The organism is Stenotrophomonas sp. ESTM1D_MKCIP4_1 (assembly GCF_003086895.1).
GTDB lineage: Bacteria > Pseudomonadota > Gammaproteobacteria > Xanthomonadales > Xanthomonadaceae > Stenotrophomonas.
The window spans coordinates 2,838,876-2,862,784 of sequence record NZ_CP026004.1 but is presented as its reverse complement, the minus strand read 5'-3'; the positions used below and the strand labels follow the sequence as shown (position 1 = coordinate 2,862,784).

Below are 23,909 nucleotides of genomic sequence, written 5' to 3'. Positions count from 1 at the left end.
TCGCGGGGGGGCATGTATGCGGCACCGCGCAGTCGACCAACGGTCGACGCTACCGCGCGCGGCGCGGGGTTCATGCCGTTATCATCCCTGCATGACGTCTGCTCCCCATCCGCGCCCGATCCGGCCGTTGCCGGAAATCCTGATCAACCAGATTGCCGCCGGTGAGGTGGTCGAACGCCCCGCGTCGGTGGTCAAGGAGCTGGTCGAGAACGCGATCGATGCCGGCGCCAGCCGCGTGGACATCGATCTGGAAGAGGGCGGCGTGCGGCTCATCCGCATCCGCGACAACGGCAGCGGCATCGCGCCCGAGCAGCTGCCCCTGGCGGTCTCGCGCCACGCCACCAGCAAGATCGCCGATCTCGATGACCTCGAATCGGTGGCCACCCTCGGCTTCCGCGGCGAAGCGCTGCCGTCCATTGCCTCGGTCAGTCGTTTCACCCTGGCCTCGCGCCGTGCGCACGACGAGCATGGTTCGGCGCTGCAGATCGAAGGCGGCAAGATCGGCGAAGTCACTCCGCGCGCGCATGCCCCCGGTACCACGGTGGAGGTGCGCGAGCTGTTCTACAACGTGCCGGCACGGCGCAAATTCCTGCGCGCCGAGCGCACGGAAATGGGCCATATCGAAGAATGGCTGCGCTCGCTTGCACTGGCCCGCCCCGATGTCGAGCTGCGTGTCTCGCACAACGGCAAGGCCTCGCGCCGCTACAAGCCCGGCGACCTCTATTCCGATGCGCGCCTTGCTGAAACGCTTGGCGAAGACTTCGCCAACCAGGCCGTGCGCGTGGACCACACCGGCGCCGGCCTGCGCCTGCACGGCTGGATCGCGCAGCCGCATTACTCGCGGGCCAGCGCTGACCAGCAGTATCTGTATGTCAACGGTCGTTCGGTGCGTGATCGCAGTGTCGCCCACGCGGTGAAGATGGCCTACGGCGATGTGCTGTACCACGGCCGCCAGCCGGCCTACGTGCTGTTCCTGGAACTGGACCCGACCCGGGTCGACGTCAATGTGCACCCCGCCAAGCATGAAGTGCGCTTCCGCGATTCACGCCTGGTCCACGACTTCGTCTACCGCACCTTGAAGGACGCGCTGGCCGATACCCGCGCCGGGGTGTCCGCGCAGGACATCGGTGCGGGTGCGGCACATCCGGTGGACGCCGGTGCTGCGCCGATGCCGTCCAGCGCGGGCGCATCGGGCTTCGGCCTGGTGCGCGGCGCGGCTCCCGGTTCGGGCGGCGGCGGCGGAGGTTTCTCCGGCTGGCGCCCGCAGCAGCCCTTGGGCCTGCAGGTGGCCGATGCGCCGGCTGCCTACGCGGCCCTATATGCCGCCCCCGGTGCTGGCGAGCGCAGCAGTGCGCTGCCGCCGATTCCGAGCGAGAACGGCCTGCCGGTGACCAGCGCCGATGCCGGCGTGCCGCCGCTGGGCTACGCGATTGCCCAGCTGCACGGCATCTACATCCTCGCCGAGAATGCCGAAGGCCTGATCGTGGTGGACATGCATGCCGCCCACGAACGCATCGGCTACGAACGCTTGAAGAACGCCCACGACGGCATCGGCCTGCAGTCGCAGCCGTTGCTGGTGCCCATCACCCTGGCGGTGGGCGAGCGCGAGGCCGATACCGCTGAAACCGAGGCGGAAACGCTGGCCGCGTTGGGCTTCGAGGTCACCCGCGCCGGCCCGGGCGCGCTGCATGTGCGCAGCATTCCGGCGCTGCTGGCCAACGCCGAGCCGGAAGGCCTGCTGCGCGACGTGTTGACCGACCTGCGCGAGCATGGCCAGAGCCGGCGCATCGCCAGTGCACGCGACGAGCTGCTGTCGACCATGGCCTGCCACGGCGCGGTGCGCGCCAACCGGCGCCTGACCGTGCCGGAGATGAATGCACTGCTGCGCGACATGGAAATCACCGAGCGTTCGGGCCAGTGCAACCATGGCCGGCCGACCTGGGCACGTTTTTCGCTGGCGGAGATCGACCGCTGGTTCCTGCGCGGCCGTTGAGCGGCGCGACATCGAGGGGAGCATCCATGCGTTATCGGGGAATGGGCGGACTGCTGGTCGCCGTGTTGCTGGCCGCCTGCAGCCCGTCGCCGCAGCCTGTGGCGCTCGCCAAGGAGGATCCGGCCTTTGCCGCCGCGCAGCAGCAATGGCGCGTGCAGCGGTATGAGGAGCTGACCCGGCCCGACGGCTGGACCGCCCTGGTCGGCCTGCACTGGCTGCAGTACAAGTCACACTTCATCGGCAGCGGTGCCAGCAGCGGCATCCGCCTGGCGGTGGGCCCGGACAAGCTCGGGCTGCTGCGGCGCGAGGGCGAGCAGTGGTGGTTCAGCCCGGAAGCCGGCGTGGACGTCAGCCTGGACGGCCAGCCGGTGCGCGGCCGCGTGCGCATGAACACCGACAAGGACCCTGCGCCTACCGTGCTCACCTTCGATGGTGGCAAGGGGCAGCTGAGCATCATCCGCCGCGGCCCACGTGACGCGCTGCGGGTGAAGCATGCCGATGCCGCCGCACGCCGTGATTTTGCCGGCCTGCAGTACTGGCCGGGCGGCGCGGACTGGCAGGTGCAGGCGCGTTTCATCGCGCATCCCGCCGGCAAAACCCTGCCGATCGTGGACATCACCGGCCTGACCACCGAAATGCCCAATGCCGGGGCCGTGGAATTCCAGCGCGACGGCCATAGCTGGCGACTGGAAGCGATCGGTGCGCCCGGTGAGCCCCTGTTCCTCGTATTTGCCGACCGCACCAGCGGCCACGGCAGCTATCCTGCCGGGCGCTATCTGGACGTCGATGCACCGGCCGCCGATGGCAGCGTGCGCATCGATTTCAACCACGCCTACAACCCGCCCTGTGCGTTCACCCCGTATGCGACCTGCCCGCTGGCACCACCGGAAAACCGGTTGGACCTGCGTGTGGATGCAGGCGAGAAGGCCTACCACCTGCCTGAAGGAGACAGCTGATCATGTCGATCGGATCATTGATGCGCAGTGTCGTGCTGCTGCTGGCCTGCGCGGTGGTGCCCCTGGCCGCCGCCCGCGGCGCACCGACCGAAGTGCCGGCCGCCAAGCCACCGGTGCCGCTGCTGTGGAAGGTGACGGGCCCCGGGGACGCGCGCGTGTACCTGTTGGGTTCGTTCCACCTGCTCAAGCCGCAGGACTATCCGCTGTCGACCGATGTCGAGCAGGCCTTCACCGCCTCCAGGCGCGTGCTGTTTGAAGTGTCCCCGGAGGAAATGGAGTCGACCCAGGCCGCCAGCCAGATGGTGCAGGCGGCGATCCGCCGCGACGGCAGCGAACTGAAGCGTGACCTGGATGACGCCACCTGGCAGAAGCTGCAGGCCTATGCCACGCAGAACCATCTGCCGTTGGCGCAGTTGCAGGGGATGAAGAGCTGGTTCGTTGCGCTCAACATCACCATCGGGCAGATGCAGAAGATGGGGCTGGACGCCAACCTCGGCCTGGATCGGCACTTCATGAAACGCGCGAAGGATGCGGGCAAGCGGACCGCGGGCCTGGAGGACATGCAGAGCCAGATCAATCTGCTCGATGGCATGAGCCTGCAGGAACAGCGGCAGATGATGGCCGAAGCGCTGGACCAGGCCGAGAAGGGGGACGAGCAGTCGATGATGCTGCACGACGCCTGGCGCCGTGGCGATGACCGCCTGCTGTGGAACAAGATGGCGGTGGAGATGCGCCAGCAGTACCCGCAGCTTTACCAGCGCATCAACACGACGCGCAACGATGCCTGGGTGCCCAAACTGCTGCCGTACCTGCAGGACGGGCAGGGTGGAACCCTGGTGGTGGTGGGTGGCCTGCACCTGCTGGGCAGCGACGGCGTGGTCGAGAAGCTGAAGGCCAAGGGCTACAAGGTCGAGCGCGTGTGCACGGGCTGTAAGCCGAAGCGCTGACGGCGGGAGGGTAAGGCCGGATCAGAGTCGACCGTTGGTTGACTGCTTATCGCGGAGATGCCTGCATGCCTTAGTAGGGTCGACCGTTGGTCGACAGCTTTTTGGCTGGATCGCGGAAATGCCCGCGCTGCGCGCGATAGTCGACCAACGGTCGACTCTACCGTCCCGTCCCGTCCGGTCCAGTCCAGTCCCGGGCGACCGGATTCCGGCATTGAAAAAAACGGCGCGCCAGAGGGCGCGCCGTTTCCGTGTCGGGCGGTTGGATCGGCTCAGCGCCGGGTCTTGCCGCCGGTGCCGGTACCTGGTTCGCTCGGCTTGTTGCCGGTGCCGGTGCCCGTACCCCCCGGGCGCGGGCCGCCGAAGCCGGCACCCATGTTGCGCTGGAACTCCTGCCACAACTCCAGGTTGCGTTCGGTCAGCTGGTTCATCATCGCCCACGGGGTCTGGCCGAGCAGGTTGCCCATCTGCTGGCGGAACTGCTGCTGCTGGTCGAGGAATACCTGCATGCTGCGTTCCAGGTAGTTGCCCATGAAGCCCTGCAGCGAATCGCCATAGAAACGGATCAACTGGCTCAGCAGCTGGGTGGACAGCATCGGTTCGCCGTCCTGTTCCTGGTCGGCGATGATCTGCAGCAACACCGAACGGGTCAGGTCGTCGCCGCTCTTGGCGTCGCGGACCTCGAAATCTTCCCCGTCCAGGATCAGCTGGCGGACGTCTTCGATGGTGATGTAGCTGGAAATTTCGGTGTCGTAGAGACGGCGGTTCGGATACTTCTTGATGATGCGGGTCGCAGCCATGAAGCGGTCACTCGTCACTGTAGGTGTGCAGCATGGCGCAGTGCACAAGCCTTGGCAACCGCTGCAGCCCCCGCCCGGCTTGGGTTTCACGGCCAATCATGTTGCGCAGCAAGGGTTTGCGTGCTGCGCAGCATGACCAACGGCAGGGGGCATCAGCGTGCCCGCTGCGCGTGCGGCATTACCAGCCCATGTGGTGGCCGCCGTTGATGTCCAGGTTGCTGCCGGTGATCCACGCGGCCTCGTCGGCCACCAGGAAGGACACGCCATAGGCGATCTCCTCCGGCTTGCCCAGGCGCCCGGTGGGGATGTCGGCGATGATCTTGGCGCGCACCTCTTCCGGTACCGCCATCACCATGTCGGTGGCCACGTAGCCCGGCGAGATGGTGTTGACCGTGATGCCGAAGCCGGCGTTCTCGCGCGCCAAGGAGATGGTGAAGCCGTGCATGCCGGCCTTCGCGGCGGCGTAGTTGGCCTGGCCGTACTGGCCCTTCAGGCCGTTGATCGAGCTGATCTGGATGACCCGGCCCCAACCGCGACGGCGCATGCCTTCAATCACCGGGCGGGTGACGTTGAACACCGAGTTGAGGTTGGTGTTGATCACATCGTGCCACTGGTCCGAACGCATGCGATGGAAGGTGGTGTCGCGGGTGATGCCGGCGTTGTTGACCAGGATCTCGACCGGCCCCAGCTCGGCTTCAACCGCGCGGATCAACGCTTCGGCACTTTCCGGGTCGGACACATCGCCGGGGAAGATCGACACGTGGTAGCCGCGCGCGGTCATGGCCTGCTGCCAGGCGAGGGCCTTGGCCTCGTCGCGGTAGTTGGTGGCGACCCGGTGGCCCTGGTCGGCCAGGCGTTGGCAGATGGCGGTACCGATGCCGCCGGTTCCGCCGGTGACCAGTGCAACGCGAGAAGTCATGGAATGCTGTCCGGGTTTCGGGTGGGGGAAGGGGGATTCTGCAACATCGGCGCGGAAAGTGCGCCCGCTGGCAACAGGATGTCCTGCCGGGGCAGCCGCGCCGGATCGAAGGCCTGGCATGCAGCGTCCAGCAGCGCCTGCCGTTGCTCGATGCCGTCCAGCGCAGCCGGGGCCTGGCCCAGCAGCTGCCACAGCTGGCGCAGGACCGGCAGCGGCCGCGCGCTGTCCACCGGCAACGCCGCCAGCGATTTGGACAGCTTGTGGCCTGGCGCATCCAGCAGCAGCGGCAGATGCCAATAGCGTGGAACCGCCAGCCCCAGGGCGCGCTGCAGCAGGATCTGGCGCGCGGTGGAATCGAGCAGGTCGGCGCCGCGCACCACTTCCGTGACGCCCTGCGCGGCGTCGTCCACGACCACCGCCAGCTGGTAGGCCCAGCAGCCATCGGCGCGGCGCAGCACGAAATCGCCGACTTCTGCGTGTACATCCTGCCGCTGCAGGCCGCGCAGGCCATCCTCGAACTGGACCCGGCTGCCCGGTGGAACGCGGAAGCGGACGGCGGGGTCCGGTCGCGGCTGCCGCGCGACGCAGCGGTGGTGGATGCCCCCGCTGGCGGCCAGATCGCTGCGGCTGCAGTGGCAGACGAAGGCCAGATCGCTGGCCAGAAGCACGTCCAGTGCAGCCTGGTACGCATCGCCGCGTTCGCTCTGCCACATCACCGAGCCGTCGTGCGCCAGGCCGAATGCGGCCAGCGCGTGCAGCTGCGATCGGGCGGCGCCGGCGACCGTTCGGGGCGGGTCGACATCCTCGATGCGCAGCCGCCACAGGCCGCCGTGATGGCGCGCAAGCAGCCAGCTGCCGAAGGCGGCGAGCAGGGAACCGGGGTGCAGCAGGCCGGTGGGCGAGGGCGCGAAGCGGCCGCAGGGAATGAGCGAGGTCATGCAGGCTGAATCGTCGGTCAGGTTGGCGCTTGAATTCAAGCTGACTGCACCGCAGATTGTCGGATATCGACCCCTTTCGAGCCGGAATTTCCCATGTTTACCCGCATAGCCCTCTTCCTGGCCACCAACCTTGCGGTGCTGATCCTCGCCGGCATCGTGATGTCCATCCTGGGTGTGGACTCCCGTTCAATGAGCGGCCTGCTGGTCATGGCCGGCATCTTCGGCTTTGGTGGTTCCTTCATCTCGCTGCTGCTGTCCAAGTGGATGGCCAAGCGTTCCACCGGCGCGGTGGTCATCACCGAACCGCGCAACCCGACCGAGCGCTGGCTGCTGGCCACCGTCGAGCGCCAGGCCAAGGCGGCCGGCATCGGCATGCCGGAAGTGGCGGTGTATGACGGCCCGGAAATCAACGCGTTCGCGACCGGTGCCAACCGCAACAATGCGCTGGTGGCAGTGTCCACCGGCCTGCTGCACAACATGAGCGAAGACGAGGCCGAAGCGGTGCTGGGCCACGAGATCGCCCACGTCGCCAACGGCGACATGATCACCATGGCGCTGCTGCAGGGTGTGCTGAACACCTTCGTGATCGTGCTGGCCCGCGTGGTCGGTGGTGTCATCGACAGCGCGATGTCGGGCAACCGCGAAGGCGGCGGCCGTGGCTTTGCCTACTACATCATCGTGTTCGTGCTGGAGATGGTGTTCGGCCTGTTCGCAACGATGATCTCGATGTGGTTCTCGCGCCACCGCGAGTTCCGCGCCGATGCCGGCGGTGCCTCGCTGGCCGGCCGCCAGAAGATGATCGCCGCGCTGGAGCGCCTGCAGCTCAACCACGGCCAGAGCACCCTGCCGACGCAGATCGCGGCCTTCGGCATTGCCGGTTCGACGGCGAAGAAGCTGTTCATGAGCCACCCGCCGCTGGAAGAGCGCATTGCCGCGCTGCGGGCCTCGACCGCCGCGTAAGCTTCGGTCATCCACCCGTGAACACGAACGCCCGGCCATATGCCGGGCGTTTTTTTTGCCGGCGGTGCAGGCAGGCACACGTGGTAACGTCACACCGCTGCACACACGTGATGCTGAAGGATCGACATCCATGCGATACGCCATGACCTGGATTCCGTTACTGCTGCTGGCAAGCGCATCGGCCGCCGCGCGTGACAAGGGGCCGGATGGCCCGTCGCCGCCGTTTCCACCCTCCATGCACTCGTTTTGTCCCGAATTGATCCAGGAAAGCGAGCGGTACGGCGTCATCAGCCTGCGCCACGCGGGCAAGCGCGGCGGCAACATGATGACGCTTTCGACTTGGAACAACCTCCCCTGGCAGCACCGCTATCTGCTGGCGCATTGCGCGGCCTACGTGCTGACCGGCAGCAGCGATGCGCCGCCTGCGGGGCTGCGCATCATTGATGAGGACACCGGCGAGGTATGGGCGGTGCTGGACGAGCAGGGCTTCCGCGATATCGATCCCTGAACGCAGAAGCCGTCGAGCACGGCTCGACTCTGCAAAGGGTGAGCGGCACAAACAGAAACGGCACCCTCGCAGGTGCCGTTTCAGTGAACCGCGTCAGGCGGAACCTCAGAACTTGGCGTCGAACTCGGCTGCGTAGGCGGTGTTCACCAGCACCTTCTGCAGCGATTCGGCCACCTTCAGGTTGCCGGCCACGACCTGCTGGGTGTCCGGGCCGCGGTTGTCCATGCGGGCCAGGGGCGCGCCCTTGAAGTCACAGACCTTGCCGCCGGCTTCGCGGACCAGCAGTACGCCAGCGGCGATGTCCCAGGCCTTCACGCCGGCCTCGAAGTAGGCATCGGCACGGCCACAGGCCACGTACGCCAGATCCAGCGCCGCCGAACCGCTGCGGCGGATGTCCTCGGCCTGCACCAGCAGGGCGTCGACGGCCTTCAGCTGGGCGCTGGCACGGGCGCGTTCGCGCGGGGCGAAGCCGGTGTGGATCATGGTGCCGCCCAGGTCCTTGCGGTCGGCCACGCGGATGCGGCGGTCGTTCAGCACAGCACCAGCGCCACGGCTGGCGGTGAACAGTTCATTGCGCAGCGGATCGAAGATGACCGCGTCGGTCGGCTCGCCGTTCTCGACCAGGGCGATCGACACGCAGTAGTGCGGCACGCCGCGCAGGTAGTTGCTGGTGCCGTCCAGCGGGTCGATGACCCACATGTTGCGGTGGCCGCCCTGCACGCCGCCTTCTTCGCCGAACACGCCGTAATCGGGGTAGGCGCGCTTGAGTTCCTTGACGATCACCTTTTCGGCGTCGGCATCGACTTCGCTGGCGTAGTCCATCCGGCCCTTCTGCACCACATTGAGTGCCTCGAGCTTGTTGATGTTGCGCAACAGGACGTTGCCGGCGAGGCGGGCGGCCTTGACCATGACGGTGACGGCGGGTTTCTGCATGGCGTGGGCTCCCGGAAAGGCAGAAGAGGTAGGGCTGGCGGGGGAAAAGAGCGGGTCCGGCGCAGTGGCCGGCCGCACAGTTTACCATTGGTCTTCGTCCAGCTCGACATTTCCCTGTTCATGTCCCAGTTTCCCGCCGCCACCCGCCTCCGATTCGTACTGGTCGGTACCCAGCACCCCGGCAACATGGGGGCTGCCGCCCGCGCCCTGAAGACCATGGGCTTGGCCCGCATGGTCCTGGTCGCGCCCGAGAAGCCGCTGGACGAGGAGGCGTTCCGCCGCTCGGCCGGTGCCGAAGACGTACTCGGCGACGCCCCGGTGGTGGCCACCCTGGCTGAAGCCGTGGCCGACTGCACCCTGGTGCTGGGCTGTACCGCGCGTGCGCGCCGGGTGCAGCTGGAAGAGTACCTTCCGTCCGACGCCGCTGCCCGCGCGGTGGCCAAGGCCGGGGAGGGCGCCGAAGTGGCGCTGGTGTTCGGCCGCGAGCGCACCGGGCTGACCAACGAAGAGCTGCAGCTGTGCCATGCAGCGGTCCACATCCCGTCCGATCCCGCGTTCAGCTCGCTCAACCTGGCGGCTGCCGTGCAGGTGCTGGCCTATGAAACGCGCATGCAGCTGCTGGGCGCGCAGCCGGCGGCGGATGCCGAGTCCGGCTCCCGCGAACAGACGGCCAGCCACGAGCAGATGGAGAGTTTCTTCGCCCAGCTTGGCGATACGCTGGATGAGATCGATTTCCACAAGGGGCGTGCGCCCGACTCGGCCATGCGCAAGCTGCGCCGCCTGTTCCTGCGCAGTGAGCCCAGTGAACAGGAAGTGCGCCTGCTGCGCGGCATCCTGGCCGATGCCCAGCGCATGGCGCGCCTGGCCCAGGGCCACAACAAGGAAGGCTGACGACGTTCTCATTTTTTCGGGTAGTCTGTCTGGATACCCTGGGGGGATGATGCTTGTGTCGGCTTCATGTAAGGCAACGCAGTGGGGATTGCTGTGCCTGGTTCCATGCCGGCCTGTCCGCGCGGCGTTGGCCGCGGCGGGCACGCTGCGGACGAGGTATCGGATCGACACGGTCACAGAAACAACGAAGTGCCGGGCGCTGACGCAGCGTCCGGCGACCGCGCGCGCGCGGTGGAGCAGTGGATTGGAATGGGCAGTGCAGTTGAGACACGTACGGATGGAAGTGGCATGAAGTGGCTCGGCTCGGGAATGCAGGCCCGTTTCCTGCTGGCAATGGGCGGGGCGATGCTGGTGGTGGTGGCGATCCTGGCGGTGATGCTGGGGCGCCAGGCGACGATGCAGGACGAGGTGAAGAGCCTCAGCGGCGGCGTCATCCACGAACTGTTCGACCGCAGCGTTCGCAGCCGCGGTGAGGCGTTGGCGCGCGAGCTGTCCGATTCGCTGGCCAACCCGCTCTATTACAACGACCTGGGCCAGGTGGGGGCGCTGGTGCGCTCGACCTCGCGGCAGCCTGTCATCCGCTACGTCCTGGTGTTCGACAACCAGGGCCGGCTGGTGCATGACGGCTCGGTGGGCGTACCCGGCTTCGGCAAGCCGATGACCGACCCGCTGGCCACCGCGGCGGCGGCCGCGCAGACCCTGGTGGTGCAGCAGTCAGCCAGCGTGCTCGACAACACGATGCCGATCATGGTCGGCAAGCAGCGCATCGGCGGTGTGCGTGTGGGCATGGCGCTGGACGAGGTGAAGGCGCGCGAGCTGGCCGCCAACGCCACCCTGGCCGAACGCCTGCAGCAGGTCGGCAGCCGCCACCTGGGCTGGCTGCTGCTGATGCTGGCGCTGCTGGTGGTCATCGGGGTTGTCGTCATCCTGTATGTGCAGCGCACGCTGGTGACGCCGATCCGTGACCTGGCGGCGGCCGCACGCCGCATCGAGGCCGGTGACTACCAGGCGCCGCTGCGGGAAAACACCCGCGACGACGAGGTCGGTGAGCTGGTCCGCGGCTTTGCCCGCATGCGCGATGCCATTGCCCGCCACGACCGCGAAGTGCGGCACATGGCCTATACCGATGCGCTGACCGGGCTGACCAACCGGCTGGCGTTCCGCGAGGCACTGGACCACCGGCTGATGGCCGCGCGCGCATCCAAGCACCGGCTGGGCCTGTTGTTTGCCGACATCGATGATTTCAAGCGGGTGAATGACACGCTGGGGCACGAGGCGGGCGACGAGGCCCTGCTGCAGTTCTCCCAGCGCATCAGCCGTGCCGTGGCCGAGGCCGGTGGCGACGACGCGTTGCTGGCGCGCTTCGGGGGCGACGAGTTCGTCATTCTGGTGGGTGATGGGGATGGCGATGTTGCTGCCAGTGCGCGCCTGCTGGCCGAGGTGCTGGTGCGCGAACTGGGCAAGCCGCTGGTGGTGCAGGGCAGGGAGCTGTTCCTGGGCACCTCGATTGGTGTCACCTTGTTCCCCGATGACGCCGCGGATGCGACCACGCTGCTGAAGAACGGCGACATCGCCATGTACCAGGCGAAGATGGCGGGCAAGAACTGCTACCGCTACTACAGCCGGGCGATGGACCATGCAGTCGAGCGCCGCGTGCACATGGAACAGGAGCTGCGTGGCGCCTGGGAGCGCGGCGAGCTGCGCCTGGCCTACCAGCCGATCTTCCGCATGCGCGACCGCCGCCTGGTGGGCGTGGAAGTGCTGCTGCGCTGGCAGCACCCGACCCTGGGCACGATCCCGCCGTCGGTGTTCATCGAAGTGGCCGAGCAGAGCGGCCTGATCGAGGTGATCGGCCCGAAGGTGCTGCGCGCGGCCTGCATGGAAGCCTCGCAGTGGCCGCGCGGTGCGGCCGGCGACGAACTGTTCGTGTCGGTGAACGTGTCGCCCCGCCAACTGCGCGGCGGCGAACTGCCGTCGCTGGTGGCCCAGTGTCTGCACGAATCCGCGCTGCCGGCATCGCGCCTGCACCTGGAACTGACCGAAACGGCGGTGATCGGCGATGAAATGCTGGCCGCGCAGCTGCTCGACAAGCTGCACCGCACCGGGGTCAAGGTGTGGCTGGATGACTTCGGCACCGGCTTCTCCGGCCTGAGCCATCTGCGCCAGGTGCCGGTGGACGGGGTGAAGATCGACAAGAGCTTCGTGGCCGACATGCAGCGCGACCCGGATGATCTGGCGTTGACCACGGCCATCATCGCCATGGCCCACGCGCTGGGAATCACCGTGGTGGCCGAAGGCATCGAGCAGGAAGCGCAGTTTGAACTGCTGGCCCAGCGTGGCTGCGACCTCGGCCAGGGCTACTGGCTGAGCCACCCGGTGACCGCCACCGAAGTGGTGCGGATGATCGATTCGGGGCTGTAACGGATGCCGTGGCAGTAGAGCCACGCCATGCGTGGTTGCTTCGGCCTGGAAACCCATCCACGCATGGCGTGGATCTACCGGCCCGGCGCGTTCCGGGTTACACCGGGCGCTTGCTCGGGTCGCCGGGCAGTTCGCGCACCAGCTTGGGAACCAAGTAGCCGGACAGGCGCGCGGTCAGGCCGGCGATCAGGTCCTTGGCACGGGCATCGTCCACCTCGAAGTGGGCCACGCCTTCCACCTTGTCCAGCTGGTGCAGGTAGTAGGGCAGCACGCCGGCGGCGAAGCTGCGCTCGCTCAGGTCCTGCAGGGCCTGCACGCTGTCGTTCACACCGCGCAGCAGCACCGCCTGGTTCAGCAGCTGGGCGCCGAGGCCGCGCAGGCGTGCCATCGCGGCATCCACGCTGGCATCGAATTCATTGGCATGGTTGGCGTGTACCACGATGGCCAGCGGCCACGGCAGGCTGCCCAGCCAGGCAAGCAGTTCCTCGTCCACGCGCTCAGGCAGCACGATGGGCAGGCGGGTGTGGATGCGCAGGCGGCGGATGTGTGGAATCGCGCGCAGCGCGTCGGTCAGCTCGACCAGCTTGTGCGTGGCCAGCGACAGCGGATCGCCGCCGGACAGGATGACCTCATCGATGTCCGGGTCGGCCGCGATGGCTGCCACTGCCTCCTGCCAGCCGCCCTTGGCGGCGTTTTCCGCGCCATAGTCGAAATGGCGGCGGAAGCAGTAGCGGCAGTTGATCGCGCAGCTGCCGGTGGCCACCAGAAGGGCACGGCCGCGGTACTTCTGGATGACCCCGGTCGCCTTCTTGGCCGCCCCATCGCCCACGGCATCGAAGCTGAACCCGGGCGCCGGGCGCATCTCCTCGTCGATCGGCAGCACCTGGCGCAGCAGCGGGTCGGCCGCATCGCCGGGGCGCATGCGGGCCACGAAGCCTTCAGGCACGCGCAGCGCGAACTGGGCCATGGCCGCCTCCGAGACGCCCAGCGCCGCCGGGTCCAGCTGCAGCCGGGCCAGCAGAGCGTGCGGGTCGCGCAGCGCCTGGCGCCAGAGCTGCTGCCAGCGCGCGGGCGCGCCTGGCGACTGGGGCCGGGGGAAGGCGGAAAGCTGCATGGAGAGGGGGCCTGCGGTTATCATGGGGGCAGAAAAACTGTCGCCCACCGGCTTCCGGTGGGCTTTCCATTCTATCCGGCTCGCCGCACCCGCGGCGGTTTTGCCATTTGAGGAGCTTGAGCATGGCCACTGTGGGCATGAATGACGTCAAGAACGGGATGAAGATCCTGGTCAACAACGAACCGGCAGTCATCACCGACACCGAGTACGTCAAGCCGGGCAAGGGCCAGGCCTTCACCCGCGTGAAGTACCGCTTCATCCGTTCGGGCCGCGTGGTCGAACTGACCATGAAGGCGACCGACGACCTGGAAGTGGCCGACGTCGTCGACACCGACATGAACTACATGTACAGCGATGGCGAGTACTGGCACTTCATGGATCCGGAATCCTTCGAGCAGGTCCAGGCCGACAAGGCCGGCATGGGCGGCGCCGAGAAGTGGCTGAAGGGCGAAGAAGCCTGCATCGTCACCCTGTTCAATGGCGCGCCGATCTTCGTGCAGCCGCCGAACTTCGTCGAACTGAAGATCACCGAAACCGATCCGGGCGTCCGCGGCGACACCTCCGGCGGCGGCGGCAAGCCGGCCACCCTGGAAACCGGTGCCGTGGTCCGCGTGCCGCTGTTCGTCAACCAGGATGAAATCATCAAGGTTGATACCCGTTCGGGTGAATACTCCTCGCGCGTGAAGTAATCCGGGTACGCGCTGGCGCATTCGCGCTGGCGCTCCCACGATCCGCGATGCGGATCGTGGGCCCCACTTACCAGCACCCACACCCCGCCGCTTCGCGGCCGCCCCTGACTCAGGGGCTCGTCCTCCAGAAGCTCAGCGGTAGCCGTTCGGCCGGAGATCAGTCGCCCGGTAGACCCAAGGCCGCCAATGGTCCCTCCTTCCACAGCCCAGTGAGCCCGCATGAGCGATAGCCCGCACCTCCCCGAAGCCTGCGACCTGCTCATCGAAGCCGGTTATGTCGTACCGATCGAGCCGCATGCGGTGGTGCTGGAAGACCACGCCGTCGCCGTGCGTGGCAGCGAAATTGTCGCCATCCTGCCGCGTGCCGAGGCGCGTGCACGCTTCCGCGCCACGCAGGTGGTCAGCCGCCCGGAAGCGGCCCTGATGCCCGGCCTGGTCAACGCGCACACGCACAACCCGATGACCCTGCTGCGCGGCGTCGCCGACGACCTGCCGCTGATGACCTGGCTGCAGCAGCACATCTGGCCGGTGGAAGCGGCGGTGATCGGCCCGGAATTCGTGGCTGACGGCACCACCCTGGCCATCGCCGAGATGCTGCGCGGTGGCACCACCTGCGCCAACGAGAATTACTTCTTCGGCGACGTGCAGGCCGCGGTCTACAAGAAGCACGGTTTCCGCGCGCTGGTCGGCGCGGTCATCATCGATTTCCCCACCGCCTGGGCAAAGACCGACGACGAGTATTTCGCCAAGGCCGGTGAACTGCACGACCAGTGGCGCACCGACCCGCTGATCGGCACCGCGTTCGCGCCGCACGCGCCGTACACGGTCAACGATGCCAATTTCGAGCGGGTGCGGATGCTGTCCGACCAGCTCGACATGCAGGTGCACCTGCACACCCACGAAACCGCGCAGGAAATCACCGATTCGATCAAGCTGCATGGCCAGCGCCCGCTGGCGCGGCTGGATCGCCTCGGCCTGGTCAACGACCGCCTGATCGCGGTGCACATGACCCAGCTGACCGACGCGGAAATCCACCTGTGCGCCGAACGTGGCGTCAGCGTGGTGCACTGCCCGGAATCGAACCTCAAGCTGGCATCCGGTTTCTGCCCGGCCTGCGCCCTGCAGCGTGCCGGCGTGAACCTGGCCATCGGCACCGATGGCTGCGCCAGCAACAACGACCTGGACATGTTCAGCGAGAACCGCACGGCGGCAATCCTGGCCAAGGCCGTGGCCGACGATGCGACCGCGCTGGACGCGGCCACCACCCTGCGTGCCTCCACCTTGGGCGGCGCCCGCGCGCTGGGCTTCGGCGAGCGCATCGGCTCGATCGAAGTCGGCAAGCAGGCCGACCTGGTCTGTGTTGATCTGTCGGCGCTGGAAACCCAGCCGCTGCACAATGTGCTGTCGCAGCTGGTGTACGCCACCGGCCGCCAGCAGGTCAGCGATGTCTGGATTGCCGGCAAGCCGAAGCTGGTGCAGCGCGAGCTGGTCGGCATGGACCTGCCGGGCATCATCGCCAACGCGCGCCAGTGGCGCGAGCGCATCCGTCATATCCGCGCCTGAACCCCGGCGCTGCAAGGACCTTCCCATGACTGCCCCCCACGCTTCCTCCAATTTCGATCAGGCCGAGCTGGACAAGTTCGCCGCGCTGGCCAACCGCTGGTGGGACGCCGACGGCCCGCAGAAGCCGCTGCACGCCCTGAACCCGGTGCGCCTGAAGTACGTGGCTGACCGCGTGCCGCTGCGCGGTGCGCGCGTGCTCGACATCGGCTGCGGTGGCGGCCTGCTGAGCGAAGCCCTGGCCCAGGCCGGCGCCGACGTGACCGCGATCGACCTCGCCCCGGAACTGGTCAAGGTGGCACGCCTGCATGCGCTGGAAAGCGGCGCCAAGGTCGACTACCGGGTGCAGGCCGCCGAGGATCTGGCCGCCGAACAGCCGGGCAGCTTCGACGTGGTGACCTGCATGGAAATGCTCGAGCACGTGCCCGACCCGGGCGCGATCATCGAGGCGTGCAAGCGCCTGCTGAAGCCCGGTGGCCATCTGTTCCTGTCGACCATCAACCGCACGGCCGCTGCCTTCGCGGTGGCGATCGTCGGCGCCGAGTACGTGGCCCGGCTGCTGCCCAAGGGCACCCACCACTACCAGGAATTCATCAAGCCGGCCGAACTGGCACGCTGGCTGCGCGAGGCCGACGTGCAGCTGGTGGACGTGAGTGGCATGGCCTATGAGCCGTGGCGCAACCACGCCCGCCTGAGCAGTCGTACCGACATCAACTATCTCGCCTACGCGGTCAAGCCGGCATGACCACGGCCCGCTTCCCGCAGGCGGTGCTGTTCGACCTGGACGGCACCCTGCTGGACAGCGCACCGGATTTCGTCGCGACCTGCGATGCGATGCTGGCCGAGCGTGGCCGTGCACCGATCGATCCGGCGCAGCTGCGCCCGGTGGTGTCCAAGGGCTCGCGCGCGATGCTGGCCGCCGCCTTCCCGGATCTGGATGCGGCCGAGCGTGATGCGTTGATTCCCGAGTTCCTGCAGCGTTACGAAGCGTTGATCGGCCAGCACGCGGTGCTGTTCGACGGCGTGGCCGGCATGCTTGCCGCGCTGGACGCTGCAGGCACCGTGTGGGGCATCGTCACCAACAAGCCGGAGTACCTGGCGCGCCTGATCCTGCCGCAGCAGGGCTGGCAGCAACGCTGCGCGATCCTGGTGGGTGGCGACAGCCTGGCCGAGCGCAAGCCGCACCCACTGCCGTTGCTGCATGCCGCGCAGGCCATTGGCATCGCCCCGGAAGACTGCGTCTACGTGGGTGACGACGAGCGCGACATCATCGCCGCGCGCGCGGCGGCCATGCCGTCGGTGGCGGCGCTGTGGGGCTACCGCCTGCACAGCGACGATCCGCTGGCGTGGCAGGCCGACGTGCTGGTGGAGAACGCCGAACTTCTGCAACTGGCCAGTCTCTGGCCGACCCGGCCGGCAGCACCGGCCCAGCCGTAAGGAATGACGTAGTGAGCAGTACCGCGCTGGACAGTTTCCTCGACAAGTGGCGCAGCCGTTGGCCGGAATGGTCGGTGGCCGCCCCGTTCGTGCCCGAATCGCAACGCGAACTCGCGGTGGCGTGGTTCGCGCTGCTGCAGGAATTCGACGACATGCTCAACACCGGCGGCGACCCGTTGCCCGCCGACGCCAAGCTGGCGTGGTGGGGCGAGGAACTGCGCAGCTGGGCGGGGCAGCGTTCGCGGCATCCGCTGGGTCGCCTGTTGGAACCAGTGCGTGCGCCATGGGCGCAGCTGGCCGAAACCCTGCCGGATCTGGTCGAGGCACGCACGGTTGCACTCGATGCCGCCAGCGCCGAGCGCGCACTGGCCAACTACGCTGAAGCGGTAGCGGCGGTGGAAGCCGTGCTGTTCAACGACACGACGCGCAAGGGCGCTGGCCGTGCGGTGCAGCTGCAGACGCTGGCCCAGCGCCTGCAGGATGCCGGCGTGGCCGGTGTGCCGCGCAGCCTGCTGGACGAGGATGCCAGCAACGCCACGCAGCGGTGGGCGCAGCACCTGCTGAAGGGCTGGGCCACCCGCGTGCCCGGCCCGCGCGCGCGCCGCGTCTGGGCCAGCCTGGCCCGCGCCCGCGTGGTCGCGCAGGCCGCAGGCAAGCCCATCGAAGCCACCCCGGTGCGCACGCTGCTGCGCGTGTGGTGGGCCGCACGCGGCTGATCGCTGCTGGTGGGTGCGGACCGTCGTCCGCACGCTCTACGGGATCGTGCCGAATCGCATTGCGGTAGATCCACGCCATGCGTGGATGAATGCCCGGTTCGCGCGCACTGCGGGATTGTGCCGACCAAGGTCGGCACCTACCAAATCGCATGCCGGTAGATCCACGCCATGCGTGGATGAATGTCCGGTTCGCGCGCGCTGCGGGATCGTGCCGGCCAAGGTCGGCACCTACCAAGGCGCAGTGCGCTTGCCGGGCATGGCCCGGCGCTACCGGAATATGACCCCACCCAAGCGCGTGGCACGCGCTATTTGCGTTCCAGCACCAGCAGCGGGTCGATGCGGGTGTCGAACCAGTTCATGCCCCAATGCAGGTGCGGGCCGGTAGCACGACCCGTGGCGCCGACGGCGGCAATCACCTGGCCCTGGTTGACCCGGTCGCCGACCTTCACGTCGATGCGCGACAGGTGCAGGAAGTTCGAGCTGACGCCATAGCCATGGTCGATCAGCAGGGTGCCGCCGGTCAGGTACAGATCGGGCCCGGCGAAGGTCACCACGCCGGCTGCCGGTGCCTTCACCGGCGTGCCCGTGGGCACCGCGATGTCCATGCCCGAATGGCCAGCGCCGGGCTGGCCGTTGTACACGCGCGCGTTGCCAAAGCGGCCGCTGATGCGGCCCTGCACCGGCCAGATGAAGGTCTGGGTGAAATCGGTGCGGTCGTCATCGCGGGCGCGTGCGGCGGTCACCTGCGCCTGTTCGCGCTTGATCCGTTCGGCGATGGATGGTGGCGGGTTGACCGTCTTCGGTGGCACGCCGTTGACCCGCTCGGTCGGCCAGTCGCGCGGGGTCACACTGATGGTCGCCGTTTCGCTGCTGCCATCGGGGCGCTGCACCTGCACCTGCAGCGGGCCCTTCTCGTCGCGGCCGATGCCGAACACCACGCTGCCATAGTTGCTCACGCGCAGGTCGCGACCGGCATAGCGCACGCGGCTGCCGGCCGGCACCTTGCCAATCACCATGGCGCCCTGCGAGGCGCTGGCCGGAAACACCACGCGGCTGTCGATCAGGCTGCCGATGCCATCCTGCGCCTGTGCCGGCGGAGCCGGGAACAGGGGCGCGGCCAGCAGCAGCGCCCCGGACAGAAGTGCCGGACGCATCAGCGGTCGTAGGTCATGCGCTGGCCGGCCGGTTCGCCCACCAGGTTACTGCCATCCCACACCAGCTGGCCGTTCACCCAGGTCGAGGCGACGCGCGAACGGAAAGTGGTGCCTTCAAACGGCGACCAGCCACACTTGGACAGCACGTCTTCGCGCTTGACGGTGAACGGCACGTCTTCCACCAGCACCAGGTCGGCGAAGTAGCCTTCGCGCAGGAAGCCGCGTTCTTCCACGTCGAACAGCTGCGCCGGGGCGTGGGCGAACTTCTGCACCACCTGCTCGCGCGTGAGCTTGCCTTCGTGCACGCGTTCCAGCGCGGCCACCAGCGCGTACTGCACCAGCGGCAGGCCGGACGGCGCCTGGGCGTAAGGCTTCTGCTTTTCTTCCCAGGTGTGCGGGGCATGGTCGGTGGCCAGCACATCCAGCACGTCATCGGCCAGGGCGGCGGTGATCGCCTCTCGGTCGGAGACTTCCTTGATGGCCGGGTTGCACTTGATCAGGTTGCCCTTGGTTGCGTAATCCGGGCGCGCGAAGTGCAGGAAGTGCACGCAGGTTTCGGCAGTGATCTGCTTGCGGCTGCCGTCGGCGCGGATCAGCGGGCCCTTCTCGAACAGCGCCAGTTCGTCGGCGGTGGAGATGTGCAGCACGTGCAGGCGGGTGCCGTGCTTGCGCGCCAGCGACATGGCCAGGCGGGTGGACTTGATGCAGGCCTCGCGCGAACGGATGTCCGGGTGCATGTCCGGGGTCAGGGCATCGCCGTACTTTTCCTGGAACGCCTTCAGGTTCGCATCGATCATCGGCGTGTCTTCGCAGTGCGTGATGATCGGGGTCGGGCATTCGCGGAAGATCGCGTCCAGCGTTTCCGGGTTGTCCACCAGCATGTTGCCGGTGGAGGCGCCCATGAACACCTTCACCCCCGGCGCCTTCTTCGGGTCCAGTACGCGGATCGCTTCCAGGTTGTCGTTGCTGGCACCGTGGTAGAAACCGTAGTTGGCCCACGCGCGCCCCTTGGCCAGTTCGTACTTGGCTTCCAGGATGGTCGAATCCAGGGTCGGCGGGTTGGTGTTGGGCATGTCCATGAAGCTGGTCAGGCCGCCGGCCACGGCCGCCGCCGATTCGCTGGCGATGTCGCCCTTGTGGGTCAGGCCCGGTTCGCGGAAATGCACCTGGTCGTCGATCATGCCGGGCAGCAGCCAGCGCCCCGCCGCGTCCACCACCTGTTCGCCGTCGCGCGGGGCCAGCCCGCTGCCGATCTGCGCGATGCGGCCGTTCTCGATGCGCAGGTCGCCGTCGAAGGTGCGGCCTTCGTTGACCATGCGGGCATTGGTGATGAGGGTGGAGGACATGTCAGTGTTTTCCTGTGCAACGGCAAGAAGGGGCGTGGGAAGACTCGGGCACTGGATCGAAGCCGCCGGGATGGAAGGGGTGGCAGCGGCCCAGCCGGCGCGCGGCCAGCCAGCTGCCGCGCAGCGGGCCGTGGCGGCCGATGGCCTCCATCGCGTATTCAGAACAACTGGGCACGAAACGGCAGCGCGGCCCCAGCAGGGGGCTGATGAAGCGCTTGTAGAAGCGCAGCAGGGCGATGAGCAGGCGCGAGATCACCCAGTCATCTTATGCCAGTTGGCATGAAGGCCGCATTTGTGCAGGATGGGCTGTTGGTCGCATGTCGCCGATGGCCTGCGACCGGTGCTGGCACCCTTGCAGGTGCCGGCCAGGTTCCGCACCGCGCAGGGCGGCCAGGTTGTTCGGACCGCCACGTTGGGCCCGCTGGCTCCAGGACTGAATGGAGCAGGCCCCCAAGGTTGCTGCTGCCGGTCGGGTAGGCTATAAAGGCCCGCTTTCCCGGGCCCCGGGGAATCCAAGGAAGAGCGTTTCGTGGCTGCTAAAAAAACTGCAAAGAAGGCCGTCAAGGCCGCCAAGAAAACCGCCAAGCCTGTTGTGAAGAAGTTGGCGGCCAAGCCCGTTGCCCCGAAGTCGGCCAGCAAGCCGGCAGCGAAGGCGGCGTCATCGCAACCGGCGGCCAGGAAGGCCACCGCAAAGAAGACCCCGGCCAAGGCCGCCAAACCGGCCGTGGCCAAGAAGGCAGCGCCGGTGAAGGCCAAGCCTGCAGCCGCGGCGAAGAAGGCCCCGGTGGCGAAGAAGACCGCTGCCAAGGCTGCTCCGGTGAAGAAGGCCGCCGCCAAGCCGGCGCCCAAGCCGGTCGCCAGGAAGGCCGCGCCCAAGCCGGCACCGAAGCCGGTGGCCAGCAAGGGGGCTGCCAAGCCCGCCGCGAAAAAGGCGGCTGCCGCTAAACCGGCGCCCGCACCTGCCGTTGTAAAGAAGGCCGCAAAGAATGTTGCCAAGCCGGCTGCGAAGCCGGCCCCGGCCCCCGTAGTGAAGTCCGCACCGAAGCCTGCCGCCAAGCCGGCTCCGGCCAAGCCTGTCCCGGCCAAGACCGCCCCCGTGGTTGCTGCCCCTCCGGCCCCCAAGCCGGCTGCGGCCGCCGCCCCGGTTGCATCGAAGGCCCCGCAATCCAAGAATCCCGTGCCCGTTTCGAAATCGCCTGCCAAGACCGCCGTGAAATCTGCTGTGAAAACAGATCCCGCTCCGAAGACCGTGTCGCGCCCTGTGGGTAAGGTCGCCGTGGCTGTAACCGCCCGTTCGGCGGCGCCGGCCCCGCGCAGCAAGTACAAGGTCATCGAATACAAGACCGACGAGGCCACTGGCCGCCCGATCCTGCCGGCTGGCTACAAGCCGTCCTCGGAAGAGGAATACATGAGCCCGCTGCAGCAGGAATACTTCCGTCAGCGCCTGCAGAACTGGCGTGGTGACCTGGTGGAAGAATCGAAGCAGACCATCGAGAACCTGCGCGAGGAAGTGCGTGACATCGGCGACGAAGCCGAGCGTGCGACCCGCGAGACCGAGAACTCGCTGGAACTGCGCACCCGTGACCGCTACCGCAAGCTGATCGGCAAGATCGACAGCACCCTCAAGCGCCTGGAAGCCGGCGACTACGGGTACTGCGTGGACACTGGTGAAGAAATCGGCCTGGAGCGCCTGGAAGCGCGCCTGACCGCCGAGCGCACCATCGACGCCCAGGAGCGTTGGGAGCACCTGCAGAAGCAGCAGGGCGACTGATTGCAGAAAAGCAGTCGAGCAACGCTCGACTCTACCTGCAGAGCATTGTCTGGACATGCGAAAAACCCGGCCTCGGCCGGGTTTTTTGTTGGGTGGTTGCCGGATCCGGAAACGTTCATCCACGCATGGCGTGGATCTACCGGGCGCCGCCGCGGACCTTATTGCAGGTCGCGCAGATTCAACTTCCGCAGCGTCGGGTTCTTCCAGGCGGTAATGCCGGCCACGCCCAGCACCGCGCAGCCGCCGAGCACCACCGCTGGCACCAGGCCCAGCAGCTTGGCCATCGTGCCGGCGTAGAACGCGCCCAGTTCGTTGGACGAGCTGATGAAGATGCCGTTGATGGACGACACCCGCCCGCGCATCTCCTCCGGCGTGGCCAACTGCAGGATGGTCGAGCGCACCACTACCGAGACGCCGTCGAAGGCGCCGTAGAACAGCAGGATCAGCGCCGACAGCCAGAAGTGCTGGGACAGGCCGAAGCTGACCACGCACAGGCCGAACCCGGCCACGGCGAACAGCAGCACACGGCCGGCGTTCTTCTGCAGCGGGTGGCGGGCCAGCCACAGGCCCACGCCGATCGAACCCAGCGCCGGTGCCGCGCGCAGGATGCCCAGGCCCTCGGGGCCGTAATGCAGGATCTCCTGCAGGAAGGCCGGCAGCATCGCCACCACGCCGCCCAGCAGCACCGAGAACATGTCCAGCGCCATCGCGCCGACCATGATGCGGTTGCCCACCACGAAGCGGGCGCCCTCGGCGATGCTCTTGAAGATCGGCGCGGCCGGGCCTTCATGCACCGGCTCGCTCACCTTCAACGAAGCCAGGCAGCCCATCGCCACCAGTGCGAAGGCGGTCGCCACGCCATAGGACAGGCCCTTGCCGCCCCAGCCGACCAGGATGCCGCCCAGCGCCGGGCCCACCACCATGCCCGACTGGAACACCACGCTGCCCAGACCCGCACCGCGGGCGAACTGGCTGCGTTCCAGCACGCGGGCGAACAGGGCGTTGTAGATAGGCGACAGGAAGGCGCGGACCATGCCGGTCAGCGCGATGGCGGCATAGATCGGCCACACCCCCTGGAACGGCAGCCAGCCGGTGGCCACGCCGGTCAGCACCACGGCGGTGGCAACCAGGCCGGCGCAGGCAACCATGCCCAGCCGGCGCCGCGGCAGGTGGTCCACCAGATAGCCGGCAAACGGTGCGACGCAGAAGAACGGCACCACCTCGGCCAGGCCGACCAGGCCCAGCGAGAACGGATTGCGGGTGACTTCGTAGATGTGCCAGCCGACCGTAACGGCCACCACTTGGTAGGACAGCATCGCGAAGATGCGGTACGCCAGCAGCTTGGCAAAGCCCGGCCGGCCCAGCAGGGCCAGCGCGCCTTCTTCTCCGGTGGCGGCGGCGGTCACGGCTGTTCGCGCTGCAGCTGGGCCTGCGCGGTCTCGCGGATGAAGGCCAGCATCGCGGCCACGCCGTTGCTGCGGGTGGGCGACAGGTGGCGGGCCAGGCCGATGTCCTGGATGTAGCTCGGTTCGGTGTCGAGGATTTCCTGTGCCGAACGCCCGGAGTACACGCGCAGGGCCAGGAAGATCAGGCCGGAGACGATGGCCGAATCACTGATGGCATGGAAGCGCAGCGACTGGCGGTTGCCTTCGGGCACGATCCACACCATCGACTGGCAGCCCAGCAGGCGGTGTTCTTCGGTCTTCCACTCATCGGGGAAGGTCGGCAGCTTGCGGCCCAGGTCGATCAGGTACTGGTAACGCTCGGACCAGTCGCCGAAGAAGGCAAATTCCTCGGCGATGGCGGCCTGGGCTTCGGCGGCGGTGGGTTCAAGCGGGAACGGGGAGTCGGTCACAACG

Annotated in this window: 23 protein-coding genes; 13 read left to right on the top strand and 10 right to left on the bottom strand. The window is 67.7% G+C overall.

Going from position 1 to position 23,909, the window contains the following annotated elements; genetic code table 11:
- Nucleotides 1-91 precede the first annotated feature (91 nt).
- The 3 genes from mutL to C1924_RS13120 are packed head-to-tail and all read left to right on the top strand — an operon-like array spanning nucleotide 92 to nucleotide 3,896.
- Nucleotides 92-1,993, top strand: coding sequence for a DNA mismatch repair endonuclease MutL (mutL, locus tag C1924_RS13130; RefSeq protein WP_108765707.1), 1,902 nt, complete (start codon nucleotides 92-94; stop codon nucleotides 1,991-1,993).
- Between the two features lie 26 nt (nucleotides 1,994-2,019).
- Nucleotides 2,020-2,949 carry a DUF1684 domain-containing protein gene (locus C1924_RS13125; RefSeq protein WP_108765706.1) on the top strand — a complete coding sequence of 310 codons (930 nt, stop codon included), beginning with the start codon at nucleotides 2,020-2,022 and terminating at the stop codon, nucleotides 2,947-2,949.
- A 2-nt stretch (nucleotides 2,950-2,951) separates the two neighbouring features.
- Nucleotides 2,952-3,896: a TraB/GumN family protein gene (locus tag C1924_RS13120; RefSeq protein ID WP_108765705.1), complete on the top strand. Its 945-nt coding sequence runs from the start codon at nucleotides 2,952-2,954 to the stop codon at nucleotides 3,894-3,896.
- A gap of 269 nt (nucleotides 3,897-4,165) precedes the next feature.
- On the opposite strand, the gene phaR is transcribed toward C1924_RS13120, so the two are convergent.
- From phaR to gluQRS, 3 genes are all read right to left on the bottom strand, one after another.
- A complete protein-coding gene (gene phaR / locus C1924_RS13115) occupies nucleotides 4,166-4,693 on the bottom strand; it encodes a polyhydroxyalkanoate synthesis repressor PhaR (protein WP_108765704.1) in 528 nt (175 codons plus the stop codon).
- 178 nt (nucleotides 4,694-4,871) lie between these two features.
- Entirely contained in the window at nucleotides 4,872-5,612 is a 741-nt protein-coding gene (locus tag C1924_RS13110; RefSeq protein WP_108765703.1) for a beta-ketoacyl-ACP reductase, read from the bottom strand.
- Nucleotides 5,609-6,550 carry a tRNA glutamyl-Q(34) synthetase GluQRS gene (gene gluQRS, locus C1924_RS13105; protein WP_108765702.1) on the bottom strand — a complete coding sequence of 314 codons (942 nt, stop codon included), beginning with the start codon at nucleotides 6,548-6,550 and terminating at the stop codon, nucleotides 5,609-5,611. Before gluQRS ends, C1924_RS13110 begins: the two co-directional genes overlap by 4 nt.
- A 93-nt stretch (nucleotides 6,551-6,643) precedes the next feature.
- On the opposite strand from gluQRS, the gene htpX reads away from it, so the two are divergent.
- Together htpX and C1924_RS13095 are read left to right on the top strand one after the other, a co-directional pair.
- The gene (htpX, locus tag C1924_RS13100; RefSeq protein ID WP_108765701.1) at nucleotides 6,644-7,510 is read left to right on the top strand and encodes a protease HtpX; all 867 of its coding nucleotides are present in this window, start codon (nucleotides 6,644-6,646) and stop codon (nucleotides 7,508-7,510) included.
- A 142-nt stretch (nucleotides 7,511-7,652) separates the two neighbouring features.
- Nucleotides 7,653-8,018, top strand: a complete 366-nt coding sequence (locus tag C1924_RS13095) for a hypothetical protein (protein ID WP_108765700.1) — start codon at nucleotides 7,653-7,655, stop codon at nucleotides 8,016-8,018.
- A 105-nt stretch (nucleotides 8,019-8,123) separates the two neighbouring features.
- On the opposite strand, the gene C1924_RS13090 is transcribed toward C1924_RS13095, so the two are convergent.
- A complete protein-coding gene (locus tag C1924_RS13090; RefSeq protein ID WP_108765699.1) occupies nucleotides 8,124-8,951 on the bottom strand; it encodes an inositol monophosphatase family protein in 828 nt (275 codons plus the stop codon).
- Nucleotides 8,952-9,071: 120 nt separating this feature from the next.
- Between C1924_RS13090 and C1924_RS13085 the strand changes: the two genes are divergently transcribed.
- Complete coding sequence (locus C1924_RS13085) at nucleotides 9,072-9,842, top strand: RNA methyltransferase (RefSeq protein ID WP_108767058.1); 771 nt, start codon at nucleotides 9,072-9,074, stop codon at nucleotides 9,840-9,842.
- A 288-nt stretch (nucleotides 9,843-10,130) separates the two neighbouring features.
- Nucleotides 10,131-12,263: an EAL domain-containing protein gene (locus tag C1924_RS13080; protein WP_108765698.1), complete on the top strand. Its 2,133-nt coding sequence runs from the start codon at nucleotides 10,131-10,133 to the stop codon at nucleotides 12,261-12,263.
- 97 nt (nucleotides 12,264-12,360) lie between these two features.
- On the opposite strand, the gene epmB is transcribed toward C1924_RS13080, so the two are convergent.
- A complete protein-coding gene (gene epmB, locus C1924_RS13075) occupies nucleotides 12,361-13,377 on the bottom strand; it encodes an EF-P beta-lysylation protein EpmB (protein ID WP_174208961.1) in 1,017 nt (338 codons plus the stop codon).
- 122 nt (nucleotides 13,378-13,499) lie between these two features.
- Between epmB and efp the strand changes: the two genes are divergently transcribed.
- The 5 genes from efp (at nucleotide 13,500) to C1924_RS13050 (ending at nucleotide 17,779) form a co-directional block, all read left to right on the top strand.
- Entirely contained in the window at nucleotides 13,500-14,066 is a 567-nt protein-coding gene (gene efp, locus C1924_RS13070; RefSeq protein ID WP_108765696.1) for an elongation factor P, read from the top strand.
- A 219-nt stretch (nucleotides 14,067-14,285) separates the two neighbouring features.
- Nucleotides 14,286-15,629 carry a TRZ/ATZ family hydrolase gene (locus tag C1924_RS13065; RefSeq protein ID WP_108765695.1) on the top strand — a complete coding sequence of 448 codons (1,344 nt, stop codon included), beginning with the start codon at nucleotides 14,286-14,288 and terminating at the stop codon, nucleotides 15,627-15,629.
- Nucleotides 15,630-15,654: 25 nt separating this feature from the next.
- Entirely contained in the window at nucleotides 15,655-16,371 is a 717-nt protein-coding gene (gene ubiG / locus C1924_RS13060; RefSeq protein ID WP_087923129.1) for a bifunctional 2-polyprenyl-6-hydroxyphenol methylase/3-demethylubiquinol 3-O-methyltransferase UbiG, read from the top strand.
- On the top strand, nucleotides 16,368-17,063 hold the full coding sequence (locus C1924_RS13055; RefSeq protein ID WP_108765694.1) for a phosphoglycolate phosphatase: 696 nt from the start codon (nucleotides 16,368-16,370) through the stop codon (nucleotides 17,061-17,063). Before ubiG ends, C1924_RS13055 begins: the two co-directional genes overlap by 4 nt.
- An 11-nt stretch (nucleotides 17,064-17,074) precedes the next feature.
- A complete protein-coding gene (locus C1924_RS13050; RefSeq protein WP_108765693.1) occupies nucleotides 17,075-17,779 on the top strand; it encodes a squalene/phytoene synthase family protein in 705 nt (234 codons plus the stop codon).
- 305 nt (nucleotides 17,780-18,084) lie between these two features.
- On the opposite strand, the gene C1924_RS13045 is transcribed toward C1924_RS13050, so the two are convergent.
- The 3 genes from C1924_RS13045 to yidD are packed head-to-tail and all read right to left on the bottom strand — an operon-like array spanning nucleotide 18,085 to nucleotide 20,535.
- Nucleotides 18,085-18,933, bottom strand: a complete 849-nt coding sequence (locus tag C1924_RS13045) for a M23 family metallopeptidase (RefSeq protein ID WP_108765692.1) — start codon at nucleotides 18,931-18,933, stop codon at nucleotides 18,085-18,087.
- Nucleotides 18,933-20,279, bottom strand: a complete 1,347-nt coding sequence (locus C1924_RS13040) for a dihydroorotase (RefSeq protein WP_108765691.1) — start codon at nucleotides 20,277-20,279, stop codon at nucleotides 18,933-18,935. Before C1924_RS13040 ends, C1924_RS13045 begins: the two co-directional genes overlap by 1 nt.
- 1 nt (nucleotide 20,280) lies before the next feature.
- Complete coding sequence (gene yidD / locus C1924_RS13035; protein WP_108750139.1) at nucleotides 20,281-20,535, bottom strand: membrane protein insertion efficiency factor YidD; 255 nt, start codon at nucleotides 20,533-20,535, stop codon at nucleotides 20,281-20,283.
- A 273-nt stretch (nucleotides 20,536-20,808) separates the two neighbouring features.
- On the opposite strand from yidD, the gene dksA reads away from it, so the two are divergent.
- On the top strand, nucleotides 20,809-22,050 hold the full coding sequence (dksA, locus tag C1924_RS13030) for an RNA polymerase-binding protein DksA (RefSeq protein ID WP_108765690.1): 1,242 nt from the start codon (nucleotides 20,809-20,811) through the stop codon (nucleotides 22,048-22,050).
- Between the two features lie 158 nt (nucleotides 22,051-22,208).
- On the opposite strand, the gene C1924_RS13025 is transcribed toward dksA, so the two are convergent.
- Both C1924_RS13025 and C1924_RS13020 read right to left on the bottom strand, forming a co-directional pair.
- Nucleotides 22,209-23,456: an MFS transporter gene (locus C1924_RS13025; RefSeq protein WP_108765689.1), complete on the bottom strand. Its 1,248-nt coding sequence runs from the start codon at nucleotides 23,454-23,456 to the stop codon at nucleotides 22,209-22,211.
- Entirely contained in the window at nucleotides 23,453-23,905 is a 453-nt protein-coding gene (locus C1924_RS13020) for a SufE family protein (RefSeq protein ID WP_108765688.1), read from the bottom strand. The genes C1924_RS13025 and C1924_RS13020 overlap by 4 nt, the downstream gene beginning before the upstream one ends.
- Nucleotides 23,906-23,909: the final 4 nt, after the last annotated feature.